Source organism: Bacillus sp. G16 (assembly GCF_021282335.1).
In the GTDB taxonomy this organism is placed as follows: domain Bacteria; phylum Bacillota; class Bacilli; order Bacillales; family Bacillaceae; genus Bacillus; species Bacillus inaquosorum.
The window spans coordinates 279,279-297,805 of sequence record NZ_JAJSOZ010000001.1 but is presented as its reverse complement, the minus strand read 5'-3'; the positions used below and the strand labels follow the sequence as shown (position 1 = coordinate 297,805).

Genomic DNA, 18,527 nt, shown 5'->3' with positions numbered 1-18,527 from the left:
TTGGGCAATCAGACAATATATTTTTCAGCTTCAAAAATGCCCACTGCCGCTTCGCGCTTTTTCTGAATGACGTTTTTAGGCGTTACGCGCGTCAGCTTGCGCAGAGCGGAAAGCATCATGCGGAGTGAATCTCCTTCTTCCATTGCGATGAGGGACTCCTTCGCGTGCGCTTCAATTTCGTTAAAGGCTTCCTGAACGAAAATTTCCGTATACAGCACCTTTTGCACTGCTTTTTCTGCACCTTGTGCGGCAATGGCCTTTTCCGTTCTGAGCACGGCTGATTCCATTGCGTACACATTGCTGACGATATCCGCGACGTTTACGAGAATTTCTTGTTCGCGATCGATGGCTTTTCCGTATTTTTGCGCAGCAAGGCCGGCGGCGAATAGCGCGATTTTTTTGGCTTGCTTGACGATATATTTCTCCTGCTCTAAAACGCCGCTGCCAGGCTCCTCAGGCATAAGCATCATGAGTTCTTCCTGCAGTGATTGTGCTTTTTCAAATAGAGGGAGCTCGCCTTTGAGCGCTTTTTTCAGGAAGGTGCTTGGCACGATCAACCGGTTGATTTCGTTTGTGCCTTCAAAAATCCGATTGATCCTTGAATCCCTATAGGCTCTTTCTACTTCGTACTCCTGCATAAAACCGTAGCCTCCATGAATCTGCACACCTTCATCAACGATATAATCAAGCGTTTCAGAGCCGAATACCTTATTCAGAGAGCATTCGATGGCATATTCAGCAATTGACTTGGCAATTTGCCGTCCGTCCTTGAGATCTTCGGCTGTAAACTGGCTCATATTGTCTTCAAACAGCCCGACGGTTCTGTACACAGAGCTTTCCATTGCGTACAGCCTCGATGCCATTGTCGCCATTTTTTCCTGTGTCAGCGAAAAGGCTGCAATCGGCGTTTTAAATTGGCGGCGCTGATTTGCGTATGCCGCAGAGAGCTCGATTACCCGCTTAGACGCGCCGATTGTGCCAACCGCCAGCTTGTAGCGGCCGATATTTAAAATATTAAAGGCGATGATATGCCCTTTGCCGATTTCTCCAAGCAGGTTTTCTTTTGGGACTTCAGCTTGATCCAGAATGAGGGTTCTTGTCGATGATCCTTTGATCCCCATTTTCTTTTCTTCCGGACCCGTGGATACTCCCGGGAAATCTTTTTCTACAATAAAGGCCGAGAACTTTTCGCCGTCCACCTTAGCGTAAACGACAAATACATCAGCAAAGGCAGAGTTGGTAATCCACTGTTTTTCCCCGGTTAATACGTAATGGGTTCCCGCTTCATTCAGCACGGCTGTTGTTTTTGCTCCAAGCGCATCAGAGCCAGAGCCCGGCTCAGTCAATGCATAAGCTGCGATCTTTTCGCCTGAAGCGAGCCCGGGCAAATATTTTTTCTTTTGTTCTTCTGATCCGAAAAAGACGATCGGCAAGGAACCGATGCCGACATGCGCCCCATAAGAAAGCGAAAAGCTTCCCGCACGCGAAAATTTTTCAGTGATGAGTGCCGAGCTGATTTTATCAAGACCGAGTCCTCCATATTCCTCCGGCACATCGGCGCCAAGCAGTCCCAGTTCGCCCGCTTTCTTCAGCAGCCTGACGGAATGCTCGAACTGATGGTTTTCGATATCATCTATATGAGGGAGAACATCTTGCTCAATGTAATCCTCTGTTGTTTTCGCAATCATTTTATGCTCGTCAGTGAAATCCTCCGGTGTATACATTTGGTCGTATGTGACATCCTCGATTAAGAAACCGCCGCCTTTTTGTACTTCAGCCGCTTTTTTTGCCATTTGTTTTTCCCCCTTTAGCATAATTCAAATACACCGGCCGCTCCCATCCCGCCGCCGATACACATTGTGACGACTCCAAATTGCTCGTTTCTCCGTTTCATTTCATGAATCAATGAGAGTGTAAGCTTTGTACCCGTACAGCCAAGCGGGTGTCCAAGTGCGATTGCGCCCCCGTTGACATTCACTTTTTCTTCATCAATTCCCAGCTCCCTGATGACTTGAATGGCCTGTGATGCAAAAGCTTCGTTCAGTTCAAATAAGCCGATGTCCTGCAGCTGAAGCCCGGCAAGTTTTAAGGCACGCGGAATGGCTTCCACCGGACCGATGCCCATCACTTCCGGCGGTACGCCGCCTACGGCAAAGGAGCGGAATTTCACAAGCGGGGCTAAGCCTAGCGCATCAGCCTTTTCCCGGTCCATCAGCATGACAGCCGCCGCTCCGTCACTCGTCTGCGAGGAGTTGCCCGCAGTAACCGTTCCGTCAACGGAAAAAGCCGGGCGCAATGTCGCTAAGATGTCGGCTGTCGTTTGCGGGCGAACGCCTTCATCCTGTGAAAACACAAACTGTTTTTCCTGCGGCTTATGGTTGTCTCCGATTTCTGTCACCGTCACTTCGACGGGTACAATCTCATCTTTAAATTTTCCCTCTGCAAGGGCTTTGGCCGCGTTCTGGTGGCTGCGAACAGCAAACGCATCCTGATCCTCGCGGGAGACGCCGTATTTTTTCGCGACCTGCTCGGCCGTGTGGCCCATGCTCATGTAATATTCCGGCGCCTTTTCTGCCAATGCGAGGTTCGGACGGGTCACATGCCCCATCATCGGAACCTGCGACATGGATTCTGCTCCGCCCGCGATCGCTGTATCGTAGGCGCCGAGCATAATCTTTTCTGCCGCATATGCGATGGACTGAAGACCTGAAGAGCAGTAGCGATTGACTGTAATCGCCGGGACCGTGTACGGCAGGCCAGCGAGCGCGCCGATATTTCTCGCCATATTAAGCCCCTGTTCTGCTTCAGGTGTCGCACAGCCGATAATCAAGTCGTCAATATTGCCTTCGTAGCCGCCTGCCCGTTTCAGTGTTTCTTTTACGCAAATCGCTCCCAAATCATCCGGGCGAACGGTGGCCAGCGATCCTTTTTTTGCTTTCCCAACCGGTGTTCTTGCACCTGACACAATGACTGCCTCTTTCATAAGCTCCCTCCTAATTCCGTAAAGGTTTACCTTTCACAAGCATATGCTGCATTCTCGCTTGAGATTTCGCCTCTCCAGCCAAACTCAAAAACGCCTCTCTCTCGATCTCCAATAAACACTCTTCATCAACCTCAGTACCGAACGGCACTTTTCCGCCGGCAATGACATAAGCGAGTTTTTTCGCGATCTTGAAATCATGATCAGATATATAGCCGGACAGTTTCATTTGCTCGGCGCCAAGCAAGAGTGCCGCATAACCGGTTTCGCCCGCCACCTTGACCTTTTTCTTTACTGGCGGCCGCCAGCCGGTGTCGTATAAAGATGCGGCAAGCTGCTTTGCATCATACAGCAGGTGGTCCTGATTTATACTGATGTGATCTGTTTCTTTTAAGATGTTCATCTCTCGAGCCTCTTGGGCGGAAGCGGACACTTTCGCCATCGCAATCGTTTCAAATGTTTTCATTGCCGCATTCATCGGATCAAGACCGCGGTGAAGATGGTTGATGTACAGCTCTTTGTTTCCTCCTCCGCCAGGGATGAGGCCGACACCGGATTCCACAAGTCCCATATAGGCTTCGCTTGCTGCTTGAATGCGCGCCGCCGGCAGGCACACTTCCGTTCCTCCGCCGAGCGTCATGCCAAATGGAGCGGCGACAACCGGTTTCGCACTGTATTTGATCTTCATCATCGTCTCCTGGAAACGGCGTATCACGAAATCAACTTCCAAATAGTTGTCATCTTGGACTTCCATTAGGATCATGCCAAGATTCGCACCGACGCAGAAATTTTTTCCTTGATTCCCGATGACAAGCCCTTTGTAGTTCCGCTCTGTTTCCTCTAACGCTTTGTTGATCATTTGTATGATATCGAGGCCGATCGCATTGCTTTTCGAATGAAATTCAAGAAGGGCCACATCATCTCCAAGTTCGATCAGGCTTGCTCCGCTGTTTTTCGCAATCACGCCGTTTGTTTCCTTGAGCGCTTGTAAATGAATCCGTTTTTTGTTTTCTTTCACGGCTCTGTATTCGCCGCGGTCATAATAAAATACCGTTCCGTTCTCTTTGATGTAGAAGGTTTCATTTCCTTTGTCCAGCATGTCTTTGATCCAGCCAGGCATATCTGCTCCAAGCTGTTCAAGCTTTTCCGCCGATCGCTTGAGGCCTATGACATCCCACATTTCAAATGGGCCCAGCTCCCAGCCAAAACCCCACTTCATAGCTTGGTCAATCGCATGAATATCATCAGCAATTTCCCCAAGCAGTTCGGCTGAGTAAAGAAGGGTTTGAGATGTAATATTCCACAGCAGCCTGCCTGCCCTGTCGTCCGAGTAAATAAGCGCTTTCATTTTGGCTTTTGTCCCTTTTGCCTGTTTTGCTGCTTCAAGTGAGGCTGTTTTCATTTTTGTCCGCTCGCCGTAAGTAAGCGACACTGGATCAAGCTCATAAATCGTTTTTCCTTCTTTTTTATAAAAGCCTTGGCCGGCCTTGCTTCCGATCCACCCTTTCTGCAGCATATCGTTCATGAAGCCTGGCAGGCGGAACACTTCTTTCTCGTCACCATCCGCTTTGTCATACACATTTCGAGCGACGTGGGCGAATGTATCGAGCCCGACAACATCAAGCGTTCTGAAGGTCGCGCTTTTCGGTCTTCCGATCAGCGGGCCTGTGATTGAATCAACCTCCCCGACCTGATAGCCGCCTTTCAGCATTTCTTGGACTGTAACGAGAAGCCCGTACGTTCCGATGCGGTTTGCGATAAAGTTCGGTGTGTCCTTTGCTGTAACAACGCCTTTACCGAGGACATTTTCACCGAAGGATGCCATAAACTTTAAAATATCAGGGTCCGTTTCCTTAATCGGAATGATCTCCAGCAGCTTTAAATAGCGGGCGGGATTAAAAAAGTGTGTTCCGAGAAAATGGGTTTTAAAATCATCCGATCTGCCTTCTGCCATTTCTTGCACTGATATGCCGGATGTGTTGCTTGAAACAATGCTTCCAGGCTTTCGATGTTCATCCACAAGAGCGAAAATTTGCTTTTTGACCTCTAGGTTTTCGACAACGACCTCAATAATCCAATCTGCTTCTTTCAGCTTTGTTGCATCATCCTCCAAATTGCCTGGAGTGATATAGGAGGTATTTTTTGCTGATGTAAGGGGAGCCGGCTTTTGTTTCAGCAGTTTTTTCACTGCCTGCCGGCTCAGCCTGCTGCGCACCTCCGGACTGTCCTTCGTCAGCCCCCTTTTTTCCTCTTCCTTTGTCAAATCGTTCGGCACAATATCTAGCAGCAGGACAGGAATTCCGATGTTAGCCAAATGCGCTGCAATCCCGGAACCCATTACCCCCGATCCTAAAACGGCTGCCTTCCGAATGTGTTTGTGCATGAGACATCCCCCTTGAACATTGAATGAATAGTCATTCATTTTTTGACCAAAAAAAATGAAACCCGTTTCTTCTTTCATCTTAAAAGATTTCCGGTTCGACTTCAATAGCTAATTTGTTATTTTTTGAATGAAGCGTATAAAAGACGGGCAACTTAAGCCCGGAGGTGAAGGGAATGGTGCGAGAGAAAAAAAATCCGTCTTCAGCGGCAGTCAGCGCGGCTAGCGTAAAAGGAGACGCCGGTCCGACCCAGCATTACGGCGGCGGAAAACGGACAAGTCAAAATCAGCAGTATAAAAAACATAACATGGAACAATCATGACGCAGCTGCTTCTCGCGGCTGCTTTCACTTTTTCAAGATTCCTTTTAACACAAACGCTGCATTGGCGGGCCGTTCGGCAATTCTTCTCATAAAGTAGCTGAACCAGTCCGTTCCATATGGGACATACACACGCATTCTGTACCCTTCCTTGGCAAGTTCCTTCTGCCGCTCCGGCCTGATGCCGTACAGCATTTGAAACTCAAATTGTGACGCTGGGATATGATGTTCAGCAACGAGCTGTTTCGTAAACGCAATGATATCATCGTCATGTGTGGCGACAGCCGTGTAGTTCCCACTTAACAGCTGCAGCTTTATTAAGCTTTGAAAATGAAGGTCTGTTCCTTTTTTGTCAGGAAACGCTACAGCCGCAGATTCTTTATAAGCGCCTTTCACGAGCCTGAGAATTGGCTTTAGATCGCGCATATGTCTGATATCTTCTGCCGCCCGGTACAGATATGCCTGAATCACCGTGCCGAGCATCTCAAATTCCTGTTTGCATTGCCTGTAAATGGCAAGTGTCTGTTCATAATGAGAATAGTCTTCCATATCAATGGTCACAGCAACACCATATTGCTTCGCAGCAGATAGAATAGCACGCAAATGAGAAAGGGCAAGTTCTTCTGAAAGATCGAGCCCGATTGATGTCAGCTTTAATGAAAGTTCTGAGTCCAATTGGTGTTCAGCAATAGCTTGAATGGCTTTTTTGCATTCCTCTGCGACTTGATTCGCTTCTTTTTCCGAAGCGGCATACTCGCCTAAATAATCAATTGTTGCACACAAACCGGATCTGTTTAGTCTTTTGACGGTCTTAACCGCCGATTCAATTGTATCCCCTGCGACAAACCTTCGTGCTCCAAGCCGCGTTCCGTATGTTTTTGCGAACTTGGTAAGTGTTTTATTTTGAGATAAGAATAAAAACACATGTCTCAACATCCGACTCCCTCCCGCCGTCAACTTAAAAACCTGTATATAACTCCCAGTCTGAAGGAAACTATAAAATGAACAGAAACCAAAGGAGGATCACAATGGATAATCAGCAGCAATCTCAAATGCCGCCTTCCGTTATTTCGACAAAGGATCATTTGTATCTGAATGACATGCTGAACTGGAATTTGCTCGCTATGAAAAAAGCGCATTTCATGGCGCAGCAGTGCCAGGATCAATCGTTAAAACAAGAACTCGACCGCGTCGGACACATGCATCATGATCACTATCAAAGAATATTAAAGCATCTGCAGCCAGGCCAGCAGCAGTCCGGCTACATCCAATAAGGAGGCGCCAGAATGAATCAGCAAAATCAGAAAATCAGCAACCCGCAGACACCTGTACCGACAACTTCGGAGATGAATGACAGAGATTTCGTCAACGAACTGCTGACAACAGAAAAATACATGACAACAGCTTATTGCACAGCCTTGCACGAATTCAGCCACGAGTCTCTTTATCAGGATATTCAATCCATTTTTGATGAGTCACAAAAAGCGCAAAGAAAACTGTATGACCTCATGTTCCAATATGGATGGTATTCTGTTGAAGCGGAGGATGCCCAGAAGCTGCAGCAGTCCTATCAAAAGTTCCAGCAGACCATTCAGCAGCAGTCTCCATACCAGCAATAACACTATCAGTAAAAGGGATACGATGTTCTTTCGGACATCTATCCTTTTTTTGTGTAAAATCAGTTGACTTTTCATTTACGCTTATTTATATTTAATAAGCATTAACTATTTTGTTATCAAAATATATATACAGTGTATGTAACAGAGGGGAAATGAATATGAAGAGTGCGGATCAGTTAATGTCCGATATTCAATTATCGCTTCAGGCGCTCTTTCAAAAGATACAGCCTGAAATGCTGGAAAGCATGGAGAAACAAGGTGTCACCCCAGCGCAGCTGTTTGTGCTGGCCAGCTTAAAGAAACACGGCAGCCTCAAAATTTCTGAAATTGCCGAGCGTATGGAGGTCAAGCCAAGCGCGGTGACGTTAATGGCAGATCGCCTTGAACAAAAAAATCTCATCGCCAGAACACACAACACAAAAGACAGACGAGTGATAGATATCAGTCTTACTGATGAAGGAGACAGAAAGTTCGAGGAGGTTTTGGCAGGCAGAAAGGCCATTATGGCACGGTACCTTTCCTTCTTGACAGAGGAGGAAATGCTTCAGGCGGCGCATATTACAAAAAAGCTCGCACAGGCTGCAGCGGAAACTGATGAAAAGCAAAATATGAAAGAAGGAAACGGATGAAATGAGTAATGAAGGCAAACAATCAAAACGGACGTTATTAATAACAGGCTTAATTATTGCCATGTTTTTTTCAGCTCTTGATGGTACCATTGTCGGAACAGCCATGCCGAAAATTGTCGGTGATCTGGGCGGTTTGAGCATGATGACCTGGCTGACAACTGCATATTTGTTAACATCAACAACCATCGTTCCAATTGCCGGTAAACTGGCCGATTTATTGGGACGCCGCATTGTCTATGTATCAGGTTTGATTATTTTTATGGCAGCTTCTGCTTTGTGCGGAATGGCCAATAATATGACAGAATTGATTATCTTCCGTGGACTTCAAGGAATCGGCGGAGGCATCATGATGCCGATGGCGATGATTGTTATCGGTGACTTGTTCACAGGAAAACAGCGTGCTAAATTCCAAGGGGTCTTTGGCGCAATTTACGGGCTTGCTTCAGTGATTGGGCCGCAAATCGGCGGCTGGATTGTAGACTCGCTAAACTGGAAATGGGTTTTCTATATTAACCTTCCAGTCGGAATTATTGCGGTTATTTTTATTGCCAGAGGATTGCAGGGCCGCCAGCAGACTGGTCCAATCAACTTCGACATCGCTGGTATTTTCACGATGATTGTCGGAGTTGTCAGCCTTCTTCTCGCCCTAAGCTTTGGCGGGAAAGATTACGCGTGGGATTCATGGCAGATTCTTGGTTTATTCGCACTCGCGCTAATCGGCATTGTCAGCTTTATTATCGTAGAATCAAAAGCAAAAGAGCCAATCCTGCCAATGTATCTATTTAAAAACAGAACGTTTACATTTTTAAACCTGATCGGCTTTTTTATGAGTATCGGAATGTTTGGTGCAATTACGTTTGTTCCTTTCTTTATGCAGGGAATTGTCGGTGTAAGCGCGTCTGAATCAGGCACGATTATGACACCGATGATGATCTCTATGATTATTACAAGTATTATCGGCGGCCAGCTTGTTTACAAAATTGGCATTAAACCGCAAATCATTACAGGCATGCTGGTTATGGCCGGAGGATTCCTGCTGTTAACAACTTTGGATCTTGATACGAGCAAGCTTGTCGCTACATCGTATATGGCGATTATTGGTCTGGGAATGGGTCTGGTTATGCCGATTCTGACACTGGCTTTACAGGAAAGCTTTTCGAAGGAAGAGCTTGGGGTTGTCACCTCATCCAGCCAATTCTTCCGTTCTATCGGTGGAACATTCGGTATTACCATGCTGGGAGCCGTTATGAATGCGAGATCCGGAAGTTTATTAACTGATAAACTGGTGCCATATTTAGACTCACTTCCGGCACAGGCAAGCTCATTTGCCGCCCAGCTAAAGGGTATGATTGATACAAATCCGCAAGGGCTGCTGCAATCACTGTTCAGCCCGGACGCAATCAAACAAATCCCTGCGGCTTTCTCATCTCATATTATGCCGATTTTAAAAACATCGTTGATGGATTCGCTCCACAGTGTGTTTTATACAGGCCTGATCTTTATCGCAGTCGGAGCCGTATTTACCTTGTTCTTAAAACCTATCAAGCTATCGAATAAGAAAACGGGAGAACAAGTAAAGGAGAAAGCGGCACAAGCCGTTGAATCACCTTCCCATTAATAGAAAACCCCGCGGGTACCAATCCGCGGGGTTTTTTATTGTATCATCTGAGCCCTTCCGTTTCCGAAAGACCAATCCTCATCCTGGTTTCCGGCCAGCATGATAAACACATCTTCTTTTCTTACACCAAGCTCGGAATGAATCCCACTTGCGATTGAGCGGTAAAGCGCTTTTTTCTGTTCAGTTGTTCTTGAATGCTTCAACGTAAAATGAATGTATATCAGTTCATCAGTACGCTCAACCTGCAGATAAGACGGATCATAAAAAAATTCGCTTTTTTCATATTGCCTGATCACTTGAAAATAGTCATCTTCCGGCACATTGATTTCTTCGATCATCGATTGGTGGATGGTTCTGCTTAGTTTTTTAAGCCACGCTTCGCTTCTCCCCGCCCGCAAATGAATTTGTACAAATGGCATCCCCGCATCTCCTCTCTTTACAGCGTCTGTCCGCTGTCAATTGTGATGATTTGGCCTGTGAGTGATTCCTGTTCAACAAGTGAACAGATCAATTTGGCGACCTCTTCCGGTTCAGCAATACGCTGTAACAGCAAAGTGCCGATCATGCTTTTCATTTTTTCTTCCCGGCCAGCCCACCATCTCGTTGCGACAGCTCCCGGTGCTACACCGCTCACTCTGATTTCGGGCGCTAAGGCGTGGGCCAATGATTTCGTTAAACCGTGCACCGCCGATTTTGACACTGCGTAAGGCATAGATGAGCCCGCCCCGGTTAAACCTGCGATACTGCCGACATTTACGATCGCTCCAGCCTTGCTTTTTTTCATGAATGGAACAACGGCCCGCGCGCAGAAAAACATCCCTTTCACATTGACAGCGTACAGCTCATCCCAGATGTCTTCTGTCGCAGCTTCTAGATCATCCATTGGAATATGCTGCGTAATGCTGGCGTTGTTGACTAAAACATCAATCGTGCCGTATGTATTCACAATCGATTGAACCATGTCCTGCACTTCGCTGTTTTTGGATACATCCGCTTGGATGACGAAGGCTTGCCCGCCTTCTTTTTTAATCATTTCCGCTGTTTCCTCCGCTTCGGATTGCGAACGTGAATAATTCACCGCAACAACCGCTCCGCGTTTTGCCAATTCCATGCTGGCAGCTCTTCCGATTCCTGTGCCGCCCCCTGTTACGAGAGCTATTTTGTTGATTACATTCATTGCCGCCACTCCTTGTTGTTGATTAAATTATCTTGCTGTTTCCATTGTAATCCAGGTTGGATGTTACGTATAATGATTGTTAAAGATACTTGATATCACTCAGATTGATAGTAAATGAACGGAGGAATTCAAAATGGAAAGCGGAGATTTACGTGTGTTTCAAATGGTAGCCCGTGAAGGCACAATTACGAAAGCCGCCCTGCAGCTTGGCTATGTGCAATCGAATGTCACAGCAAGAATTCAACAATTGGAAGCTGAGCTTGGCACCATTCTGTTTTTGCGCCATAATCGCGGCATGACACTATCTGCAAGCGGAAAACTGCTGCTGGACTACGCAAATAAAATTATCGGCCTGCTGGATGAAGCGTCTAAAGCGCTCTCATCCTCCGTCGAACCAAGCGGGCCGCTTATGATCGGCTCCACTCAGACAACCGCCGCGGTAAGGCTTCCGAAGCTTCTGGCTGCTTATTATGAAGAGCATCCAAACGTACAGCTGTCTTTAACAACGGGGCATACACAATTTCTCATTGATAAAGTTCTTCGTTATGAATTGGATGGCGCGTTTATCGGATGCGAATGCAATCATCCTGAGCTCGAATCCTATCCTGCATTTGAGGAAGAACCAGTGGTTGTTTCGGCTGCTTCTGTTTCCAATGCAGAGGAAGCCATCACAAAGCCGATTCTCGTTTACAGCACAGGCTGTTCGTATCGAGAGACACTTGAAAAATGGCTGCGCTCTGTCGGCGTCACACAGCCGGTCATTATGGAATTTGGCACGCTTGAAGCGATTATCGGCGGGGTTACAGCAGGTCTTGGCATTTCTTTGCTGCCGAGAACGGTTGTGCAGAAACACGAGGCTGAAGGGTCGATTCGATTGTACCCGCTGCCTGAAGCCCTCAGACAGATGAAAACAGAATTTATTGTCCGAAAAGATTCGTTTATCAGCAGCGCGTTGCGGACCTTTATGGATTCCTTTGCGCCTGATAAAACGGCAGCATCACAAAAAAGCAGTCTGTTGTAATTGGCAGACTGCTTTTTTAGCTATTGTTTGTTTCGATGCGCTTCATTTAATTCCTTAATATGCTGAATGATATCTTTAATGCCTTGCTTTGCATCAGGATATGTCGCATTCCAATGCTTAGCGAGGGGCGGCATGCTTTTGGCTATATGCGTGTACAAAATCCATTGCTTCACTTCTTCTTTTAGCTCATTGTTTGATTCACCAAGCAGAAGCTCAGTATATTTCTCCAGCAATCCATCTAACTGCTCCTGAAGTTTTTGTTCCATTTTCCATCTTCCTTTCGAAAAAAACAGCAAGGAGCTTTCTCAGGGTGAAAGCTCCTTCCGCTGGCGTTATTTATCCATGTGATGTGAAAGCCGCTTCCTGGACAATGCATCTGCCCTTGCCATGAGGGATACAAAGAGGCGTTCCGAACAGCGGGTCCTGTGTGACCTGACAGTTCATAGAAAATACATTTTGCACAAGATCACAAGTAATGACCTCTTCAGGACGGCCTTCAGCATAAATACGTTTATCTTTTATAGCCACGAGATGATGCGCATAGCGGCACGCCAAGTTTAAGTCATGGAGAACCATAACAATCGTCCGCTCTTCCTTTTCATTCAGCTCAAACAGCAAATCAAGAATTTCTATTTGGTGCGTCATGTCTAAATACGTCGTCGGCTCGTCTAAAAGGATGATATCCGTTTCCTGCGCAAGCGTCATCGCGATCCAAGCCCGCTGGCGCTGTCCTCCTGACAAAGAATCGACGGCGCGGTCAGCCATGTCCTCAAGCTTTGTTGCTTTAAGCGCTCTCTCAACTGCTGCCTCATCCTCTTTTGACCACTGTTTCAGCCAGTTTTGGTAAGGATATCTCCCTTGCTTGACCAGCTGATGCACTGTCAGCCCCTCTGGAGCCGAAGGACCTTGCGGCAGGATGGCGAGCTCTTTTGCGACTTCCTTCGTCGGAAGCTTGGCAATCGCTCTTCCTTCCAGCAGCACTGAACCGCCTCTTGGCTTCATCAGACGCGCTAATGAACGTAAAAGTGTCGATTTTCCGCAGCCATTGCTGCCAATAAATACGGTGATTTCACCTTTTGGAATTGTTAAATTCAACTCATCGATAATAACGGCATCCCCGTATCCTAAGCTCAGCGTTTCTGTAGAAATTGCACTCATACCCATAACCGCTCCTTTTTGCTGGCTTTTTAGCAGCACTATGTATTGCACGTTTTCTATATACATGCGTTTTAAGTCAATTGTCATCAATGCAAGTGATTCGATATTCAGCCATTTGATATGGTCATATATCCCTCATTGTAGCAGAAAACAATGACTTTGAAAATCATTTTCAATTAGTTTTTTGGACATAATTGGCGTTTATGGGTTTTTTATCACAAGGTTATTTCTTAATTTCTCTGACTGAGCCGTCCTTCAGCTTCAGCTTTAAGTCGATATGATCATAATGGCTGTCCAGATTAAATGCTGCCAGCACACTGTGGATCACTTCTGTTTCTGCCATTTGGTCTGTCAGGGAAAGCTCGCTCAGGATTATTTTCATCTCATCTAATGCTTCTTCTCCCTCCTGTTTGACGCCGGAGAGCTTATCCTGTATTTCCGCTGTTTCCTGAGTCCCGTTCTTTGTATATATGCTTTCATAACGATTATGCTCACCATCCCCATAGCTCACGCGAAGCGAGAAATTGCTGTAAGGAACGGACTTCTGCTGGGTGACGGCTGTATTTTCTCCTTCTGCCTGCTGCTGATCTTCATTGAGACGGCAGCCCGCAATCAGAACCACTGCGAGACAAACAGCCCCGGCTGCTCTGATCAAATGCATATGTTTCCCCCCTGTAGGATTCCATTTGTTTTAGGTATATCCAGAGAATGAAATCCTCATTCAGAGGAGAATTGAAAAAGAAGCCGAGGCAACTGCCACGGCTTTTCTTTAAGATTCAGTCATTTGCAAAAAGGCTTCCGCATCCCGAACGGCCAGCTTAATGGCATTCTCCCAGAAATCGCGCTTCGTGATGTCAGCACCCAAATGCTTCATCGCCAAATCTTCAACGGTCATAGAAGCCGTATCGCGCAATAACGCGATATACTTCTCTTCGAACGCATTTTTTTCTTCAAGCGCCAATGCATAAATACCAAGAGAAAACAGATAGCCGAACGTATAAGGGAAATTGTAAAATGGCACCCTCGTGATATGAAAGTGAAGCTTTGACGCCCAAAAAAGTGGATGATACTCTCCTAACGCATCGCAATATGCCTCTTTTTGCGCCTCTTCCATTAGCTCATTCAAGCGGTCGGCCGGGACAGCTCCCCGCTTTCGTTCTTCGTAAAATCTCGTTTCGAATAGGAATCTGGCATGGATATTCATGAAGAACGCAACGCTTCTTTGCACTTTATCTTCAAGAAGGACAAGCTTTTCCTCCTTCGTCTGCGCCTGCTGGACAGTCGCGTCCGCCACAATCATTTCTGCAAACGTCGAGGCCGTTTCCGCGACGTTCATAGCGTAGGAACGGTTTAACGGCCTGACGTTGAGCATCGCTTCCTGATGGAACGCGTGTCCGAGCTCATGTGCAAGCGTTGAGACATTTGAGGCACTTCCCGAAAACGTCATAAAAATCCGTGATTCACCGCTGTCCGGAAAGCTCGTGCAAAAGCCGCCGACTCTTTTTCCGCTCCTGTCTTCCGCTTCAATCCAGCGGTCCCGAAACGCTTTTTCAGTAAAAGAGGACAGTTTTTTGCCAAACGTTGAAAACTGGCTGACGATGACATTTGCGGCTTCATCATATGAATAGGCTTTTCCATCAGAACCGATCGGTGCCTCAACATCGTACCAGCTGAGCTTTTCAAGGCCGAGCATCGATGCTTTCCGGTTCAGATACTGAACGAACGGCTGCTTGTTTTCAGCGATGACCTGCCACATCGTATCCAGTGTTTCTTTTTTCATCCGGTTGATCTGCAGCGGCTCCTTCAGGACGTTCTCCCAGCCGCGCGCTTTATAGGTTTCAAGCCGGAATCCTGCTAAATGATTCAGTGTGCTGCTGAACACATCCTGCTTGCTCTCCCAGGCTTGATGCAAGCGTTCATATATTGTTTTTCTGACAGCGCGGTCTTGATGGGCCATCACATTTTCAGCCTGGCCAACAGACAATTGCTTGTTCTCACCGTTTTCCTCATACTGTATCGTCATTTTCCCGACAACCATATTGTATAAGTCACTCCAAGCATGATACCCGTCCACCGCAAGGTTTCCAATCAGTTTTTCTTTACCCGGGCTGAGCTTTTCGGCAACCCGCTGTCTTCTTTCGTTTAATATGTACGATACATCACGTAATCCCGGTTTTGTAAGCAGTGTATTCCACACGTCTTGGTCAATGTCCACAAGCTTATGATCCAATGTGACGAGAGAGGACTGAAAATTAGCAGAAAGCTGATTCATCAGCGATTTATGCTCATTAGCCTTTTGATCACTGATATTCTGGGCCATAAGGCAAGCGACATAAGCGCCGGCCTGCTGAAGCTTGACGGATGTCTGTTCGAATAAATCAAGCAAAGACGTCAGTTCTTCAGTATCTTCAGGCGATTCAGGCACCTGAAACGCATCAGTCATGTCTTGAAATGCACGCAGACTTTGTGACAGCTTCTCGGTATATCCCTTGAATTCTTCTGATTGGCTCCCGCCCTTAAAAAATGAATCAAGATCCCATCTTTGGTCTACCCCTTGCAGCGCCATAACACAAAACCCCTTTCCTTCTTTCATTTTATTATAGAACAATTCTGAATTATTGTATAAAAAATTCTTTGATAGCCGTAATTTTCCGTTCATGATTGTACAATAGCTGTAGCAGTTTAATAGGAGGTATATGATGAATAAAAAAATTGCCATCGTAACAGGAGCATCAAAAGGCTTTGGTCGGCTGGCAGCCGTGAAGCTCGCCAAGTCATTTTTCGTGATTGCCACAACAAGACAGCCTGAGAAAGCTGAACAGCTTCGGGAATTGGCCGCAGCACACAATGTGTCTGATTCTATTCACATTACCGCTCTCGATGTCACCGATGAGCAATCAATCGCTTCATTCGGAAAAGCTGTTAGCACTTACGCTCCCATCGATATTCTCGTGAACAACGCCGGAACGGCTTATGGAGGATTTGTCGAGGATGTGCCGATGGAACATTTCAGACAACAATTTGAAACAAATGTCTTCGGATTAATTCATGTGACAAAAACCGTTTTGCCTTACATAAGAAAGCATAGCGGCGCAAAGATTATAAATGTGAGCAGCATCAGCGGTCTGACCGGATTCCCTGCGCTGTCGCCTTATGCAGCTTCCAAGCATGCACTGGAGGGTTTTTCTGAAAGCCTGCGTATGGAACTGCTTCCGTTCGGAATCGAAACCGCTTTGATCGAGCCGGGCTCATACAAGACATCAATCTGGTCAACATCATTATCAAATTATATGTCGGTGCCCGCTGACGATTCAGCTTATCATCGATACTATAAAAAGATCCTTTCCTACGTTGAAAAAAACGCAGATGAAAGCGGAGATCCCCAAGAGGTTGCCGACCTCATTTATCAATTGGCAACAAAACAGCGCTTAAAGAAATTGCGATATCCGATCGGAAAAGGCATCAAGCTCACCTTGTTATTCCGATCGCTTTTTCCTTGGTCTGCGTGGGAATCTATCCTCAAGAAAAAACTTTTCAGTTGATCTAAATTATAATAATTATAATTTAGTATTGATTTTTAATTAATACGTGGTATAATTAAATTAACAGATCACAAGGAGGACGTTATCTTATGAAAACTGAAAATGCAAAAACAAACCAAACATTAGTTGAGAATTCAATGAACACACAATTATCAAACTGGTTTCTGTTATACTCTAAGCTCCACCGCTTCCATTGGTATGTGAAAGGGCCTCATTTCTTTACATTGCATGAAAAATTTGAAGAACTGTATGACCATGCGGCTGAAACGGTTGATACCATCGCTGAGCGCCTGCTCGCGATTGGCGGACAGCCTGTTGCCACATTGAAAGAATACACTGAGCATGCGTCTATCACAGACAGCGGAAACGAAACATCAGCGTCAGAAATGGTACAAGCATTGGTAAATGACTACAAACAAATCAGCAGCGAATCTAAATTCGTGATCGGCCTGGCTGAAGAAAATCAAGACAATGCGACAGCGGACTTGTTTGTCGGATTAATTGATGAAGTTGAAAAACAAGTGTGGATGCTTTCCGCTTACTTAGGATAAAAAAAAGCTGAACCCTTTTCGGGTTCAGCTTTTTGATTACCGCTTAGCTTGTGCTGCTTTCTGTCTGCTTGGTCAGTGTCACGTTCAAGGTTTTCGTTTTTCCGTTTCGCAGTACTTGAATTGTCGTTTTATCTCCGACTTTCAAGTCTTTGTAAAGGATCTGGCGGATATCCGCGCTGCTTTCCACGTCTTTACCGTTTAGTTTGACAATGACATCCTCAGATTTGATACCGGCTTTTGCTGCTGGTGAATTCCCTTGAACTTCTTTTACATAAACACCTTTGCCCAATTGATCTCCAAATAGGCCGAGTGTATTTTCCTGATAGGTTTCTGGCACTTGTGACATGTCAATCATTTGTACGCCTAAAAACGGACGATCTACCTTCCCGTTTTCCAGCAGCTGATCAACAATCGGCTCTACATCATTGCTTGGGATCGCAAATCCAAGTGACTCCACGCCGCTTTCGCTCACCTTCAAACTGTTGATGCCGATGACTTGGCCGCTTGCATTAATTAACGGGCCTCCGCTGTTCCCCGGATTGATCGCTGCGTCAGTTTGCAGCACGTTCATTTCCACCGTTCCTTGTGTTGTATCTACATCAATTGTCCGGTTCAATCCGCTGATGATGCCTTGTGTCACCGTACCGGAAAACTGCTGTCCGAGCGGGTTTCCGATGGCGATTACCTTTTCGCCCGTGCGCAGCTTTGAAGAGTCACCGAAGCTCGCCACTTTTTTGACGTTCTTGCTGCTGATTTCCAGAACGGCCAAATCAGTTATGGTATCGCTGCCGACAAGTTTGGCAGTCTCCGTTTCTCCGTTGTATAACGTGACAGTCAGCTTATTCGCGCCTTGAACAACATGGTTGTTTGTAATGATATACGCTTTATTGCTGTCTTTCTTGAAAATGACACCTGACCCCGTTCCGCTTTCACTTTCAGAGCTGGAGCCGCCTCCCGTGCCGAATGTGTTATTTTGGGAGGTTTGGATGTTGGAGATACCGACAATCGTCGGCTCTAAATCCTCTACCATATCAGCGACGTTTGAAGCGTTAGTGATCGGTGTCGTTGTAAAATTATCTGACTGCACCTGTTTATTGGCGGAAACGGCCTCAGTCGCCTGATTTTGGTCTGACGGCAGATAAGGCGCGATGCCGAGCATCAGGCCCCCGCCGATAATTCCGCCTAAAATCGGGCTCAGCCAAGCGGCTCTCCGTTTCTTTTCTTTTTTCACAGCCGTTTCTGTCTTCTCCCTTTCTAAAGCAGAAGCCGTTTCCTGCTTTCCCGCTTCATACGAAACAGGCGCGTCAAGCAATTTCTGTTCAGAATGTTCAATCAGCTGCCGGTTTTCTGTATTCTGATGTTCTGTATGTGAAGATTCTGCTTGATGTTGATCGTTTTGGTCATCACGTCGATAATCCATGTTCTTACACTCCCTTAACGGTTTTTCATTTATCGTTACAAATTAATCGCATGTACAAGTTCAATTGTCCCAATGATGAGGAGAAAAGCAAAGCACCAAAATAGAATATATT

The 18,527-nt window shown here is 46.3% G+C and carries 18 protein-coding genes and 1 pseudogene; 8 read left to right on the top strand and 11 right to left on the bottom strand.

The window, feature by feature from the left end; translation table 11 throughout:
- Positions 1–8: 8 nt before the first annotated feature.
- From fadE to LWH95_RS01440, 3 genes are read right to left on the bottom strand one after another with little or no spacing between them, the layout of a single operon-like run.
- The gene (gene fadE / locus LWH95_RS01450; protein WP_232918811.1) at positions 9–1,793 is read right to left on the bottom strand and encodes an acyl-CoA dehydrogenase FadE; all 1,785 of its coding nucleotides are present in this window, start codon (positions 1,791–1,793) and stop codon (positions 9–11) included.
- 14 nt (positions 1,794–1,807) lie between these two features.
- Positions 1,808–2,983, bottom strand: coding sequence for an acetyl-CoA C-acetyltransferase (locus LWH95_RS01445; RefSeq protein WP_003240821.1), 1,176 nt, complete (start codon positions 2,981–2,983; stop codon positions 1,808–1,810).
- A 10-nt stretch (positions 2,984–2,993) separates the two neighbouring features.
- On the bottom strand, positions 2,994–5,363 hold the full coding sequence (locus LWH95_RS01440) for a 3-hydroxyacyl-CoA dehydrogenase/enoyl-CoA hydratase family protein (RefSeq protein ID WP_232918810.1): 2,370 nt from the start codon (positions 5,361–5,363) through the stop codon (positions 2,994–2,996).
- A 173-nt stretch (positions 5,364–5,536) separates the two neighbouring features.
- Between LWH95_RS01440 and LWH95_RS01435 the strand changes: the two genes are divergently transcribed.
- Positions 5,537–5,683, top strand: a complete 147-nt coding sequence (locus LWH95_RS01435; protein WP_003240817.1) for a YuzL family protein — start codon at positions 5,537–5,539, stop codon at positions 5,681–5,683.
- A 24-nt stretch (positions 5,684–5,707) separates the two neighbouring features.
- Here the strand turns inward: LWH95_RS01435 and LWH95_RS01430 are convergent, their stop codons facing one another.
- The gene (locus LWH95_RS01430) at positions 5,708–6,616 is read right to left on the bottom strand and encodes a proline dehydrogenase family protein (protein ID WP_232918809.1); all 909 of its coding nucleotides are present in this window, start codon (positions 6,614–6,616) and stop codon (positions 5,708–5,710) included.
- Between the two features lie 92 nt (positions 6,617–6,708).
- On the opposite strand from LWH95_RS01430, the gene LWH95_RS01425 reads away from it, so the two are divergent.
- The 4 genes from LWH95_RS01425 to mdtP all read left to right on the top strand — a co-directional run bounded on the left by LWH95_RS01425 (position 6,709) and on the right by mdtP (position 9,546).
- Positions 6,709–6,954 (top strand): hypothetical protein, encoded by a 246-nt coding sequence (locus tag LWH95_RS01425; protein WP_003222768.1) that lies wholly within the window; start codon positions 6,709–6,711, stop codon positions 6,952–6,954.
- A 12-nt stretch (positions 6,955–6,966) separates the two neighbouring features.
- Positions 6,967–7,299: a spore coat protein gene (locus LWH95_RS01420; protein WP_003222766.1), complete on the top strand. Its 333-nt coding sequence runs from the start codon at positions 6,967–6,969 to the stop codon at positions 7,297–7,299.
- A gap of 158 nt (positions 7,300–7,457) precedes the next feature.
- The gene (mdtR, locus tag LWH95_RS01415) at positions 7,458–7,928 is read left to right on the top strand and encodes a MarR family transcriptional regulator MdtR (RefSeq protein ID WP_060399445.1); all 471 of its coding nucleotides are present in this window, start codon (positions 7,458–7,460) and stop codon (positions 7,926–7,928) included.
- 1 nt (position 7,929) lies between these two features.
- A complete protein-coding gene (mdtP, locus tag LWH95_RS01410) occupies positions 7,930–9,546 on the top strand; it encodes a multidrug efflux MFS transporter MdtP (RefSeq protein ID WP_003240811.1) in 1,617 nt (538 codons plus the stop codon).
- A gap of 35 nt (positions 9,547–9,581) precedes the next feature.
- Here mdtP and LWH95_RS01405 read toward each other — a convergent pair whose 3' ends face one another.
- Both LWH95_RS01405 and LWH95_RS01400 read right to left on the bottom strand, forming a co-directional pair.
- Positions 9,582–9,965 (bottom strand): tautomerase family protein, encoded by a 384-nt coding sequence (locus tag LWH95_RS01405; RefSeq protein WP_003240800.1) that lies wholly within the window; start codon positions 9,963–9,965, stop codon positions 9,582–9,584.
- Between the two features lie 17 nt (positions 9,966–9,982).
- Entirely contained in the window at positions 9,983–10,723 is a 741-nt protein-coding gene (locus LWH95_RS01400) for an SDR family NAD(P)-dependent oxidoreductase (RefSeq protein ID WP_232918808.1), read from the bottom strand.
- A 133-nt stretch (positions 10,724–10,856) separates the two neighbouring features.
- Here LWH95_RS01400 and LWH95_RS01395 point away from each other — a divergent pair, with 133 nt between their 5' ends.
- Positions 10,857–11,744 carry a LysR family transcriptional regulator gene (locus LWH95_RS01395; protein WP_232918807.1) on the top strand — a complete coding sequence of 296 codons (888 nt, stop codon included), beginning with the start codon at positions 10,857–10,859 and terminating at the stop codon, positions 11,742–11,744.
- Positions 11,745–11,764: 20 nt separating this feature from the next.
- Here the strand turns inward: LWH95_RS01395 and LWH95_RS01390 are convergent.
- The 4 genes and pseudogenes from LWH95_RS01390 to LWH95_RS01375 all read right to left on the bottom strand — a co-directional run bounded on the left by LWH95_RS01390 (position 11,765) and on the right by LWH95_RS01375 (position 15,468).
- Positions 11,765–12,053 (bottom strand): annotated as a pseudogene (locus tag LWH95_RS01390) (YusU family protein).
- 27 nt (positions 12,054–12,080) lie between these two features.
- Positions 12,081–12,908, bottom strand: a complete 828-nt coding sequence (locus LWH95_RS01385) for an ABC transporter ATP-binding protein (RefSeq protein ID WP_075749192.1) — start codon at positions 12,906–12,908, stop codon at positions 12,081–12,083.
- A 217-nt stretch (positions 12,909–13,125) separates the two neighbouring features.
- On the bottom strand, positions 13,126–13,563 hold the full coding sequence (locus LWH95_RS01380) for a YusW family protein (protein WP_148982820.1): 438 nt from the start codon (positions 13,561–13,563) through the stop codon (positions 13,126–13,128).
- Between the two features lie 108 nt (positions 13,564–13,671).
- On the bottom strand, positions 13,672–15,468 hold the full coding sequence (locus tag LWH95_RS01375) for a M3 family oligoendopeptidase (RefSeq protein WP_232918806.1): 1,797 nt from the start codon (positions 15,466–15,468) through the stop codon (positions 13,672–13,674).
- A gap of 133 nt (positions 15,469–15,601) precedes the next feature.
- On the opposite strand from LWH95_RS01375, the gene LWH95_RS01370 reads away from it, so the two are divergent.
- Together LWH95_RS01370 and mrgA are read left to right on the top strand one after the other, a co-directional pair.
- Positions 15,602–16,444, top strand: coding sequence for an oxidoreductase (locus LWH95_RS01370; protein ID WP_232918858.1), 843 nt, complete (start codon positions 15,602–15,604; stop codon positions 16,442–16,444).
- Between the two features lie 89 nt (positions 16,445–16,533).
- Positions 16,534–16,995, top strand: coding sequence for a metalloregulation DNA-binding stress protein MgrA (mrgA, locus tag LWH95_RS01365; RefSeq protein WP_010330029.1), 462 nt, complete (start codon positions 16,534–16,536; stop codon positions 16,993–16,995).
- Between the two features lie 43 nt (positions 16,996–17,038).
- Here the strand turns inward: mrgA and htrB are convergent, their stop codons facing one another.
- Positions 17,039–18,415: a serine protease Do-like protein HtrB gene (gene htrB, locus LWH95_RS01360; RefSeq protein ID WP_148982824.1), complete on the bottom strand. Its 1,377-nt coding sequence runs from the start codon at positions 18,413–18,415 to the stop codon at positions 17,039–17,041.
- Positions 18,416–18,527: the final 112 nt, after the last annotated feature.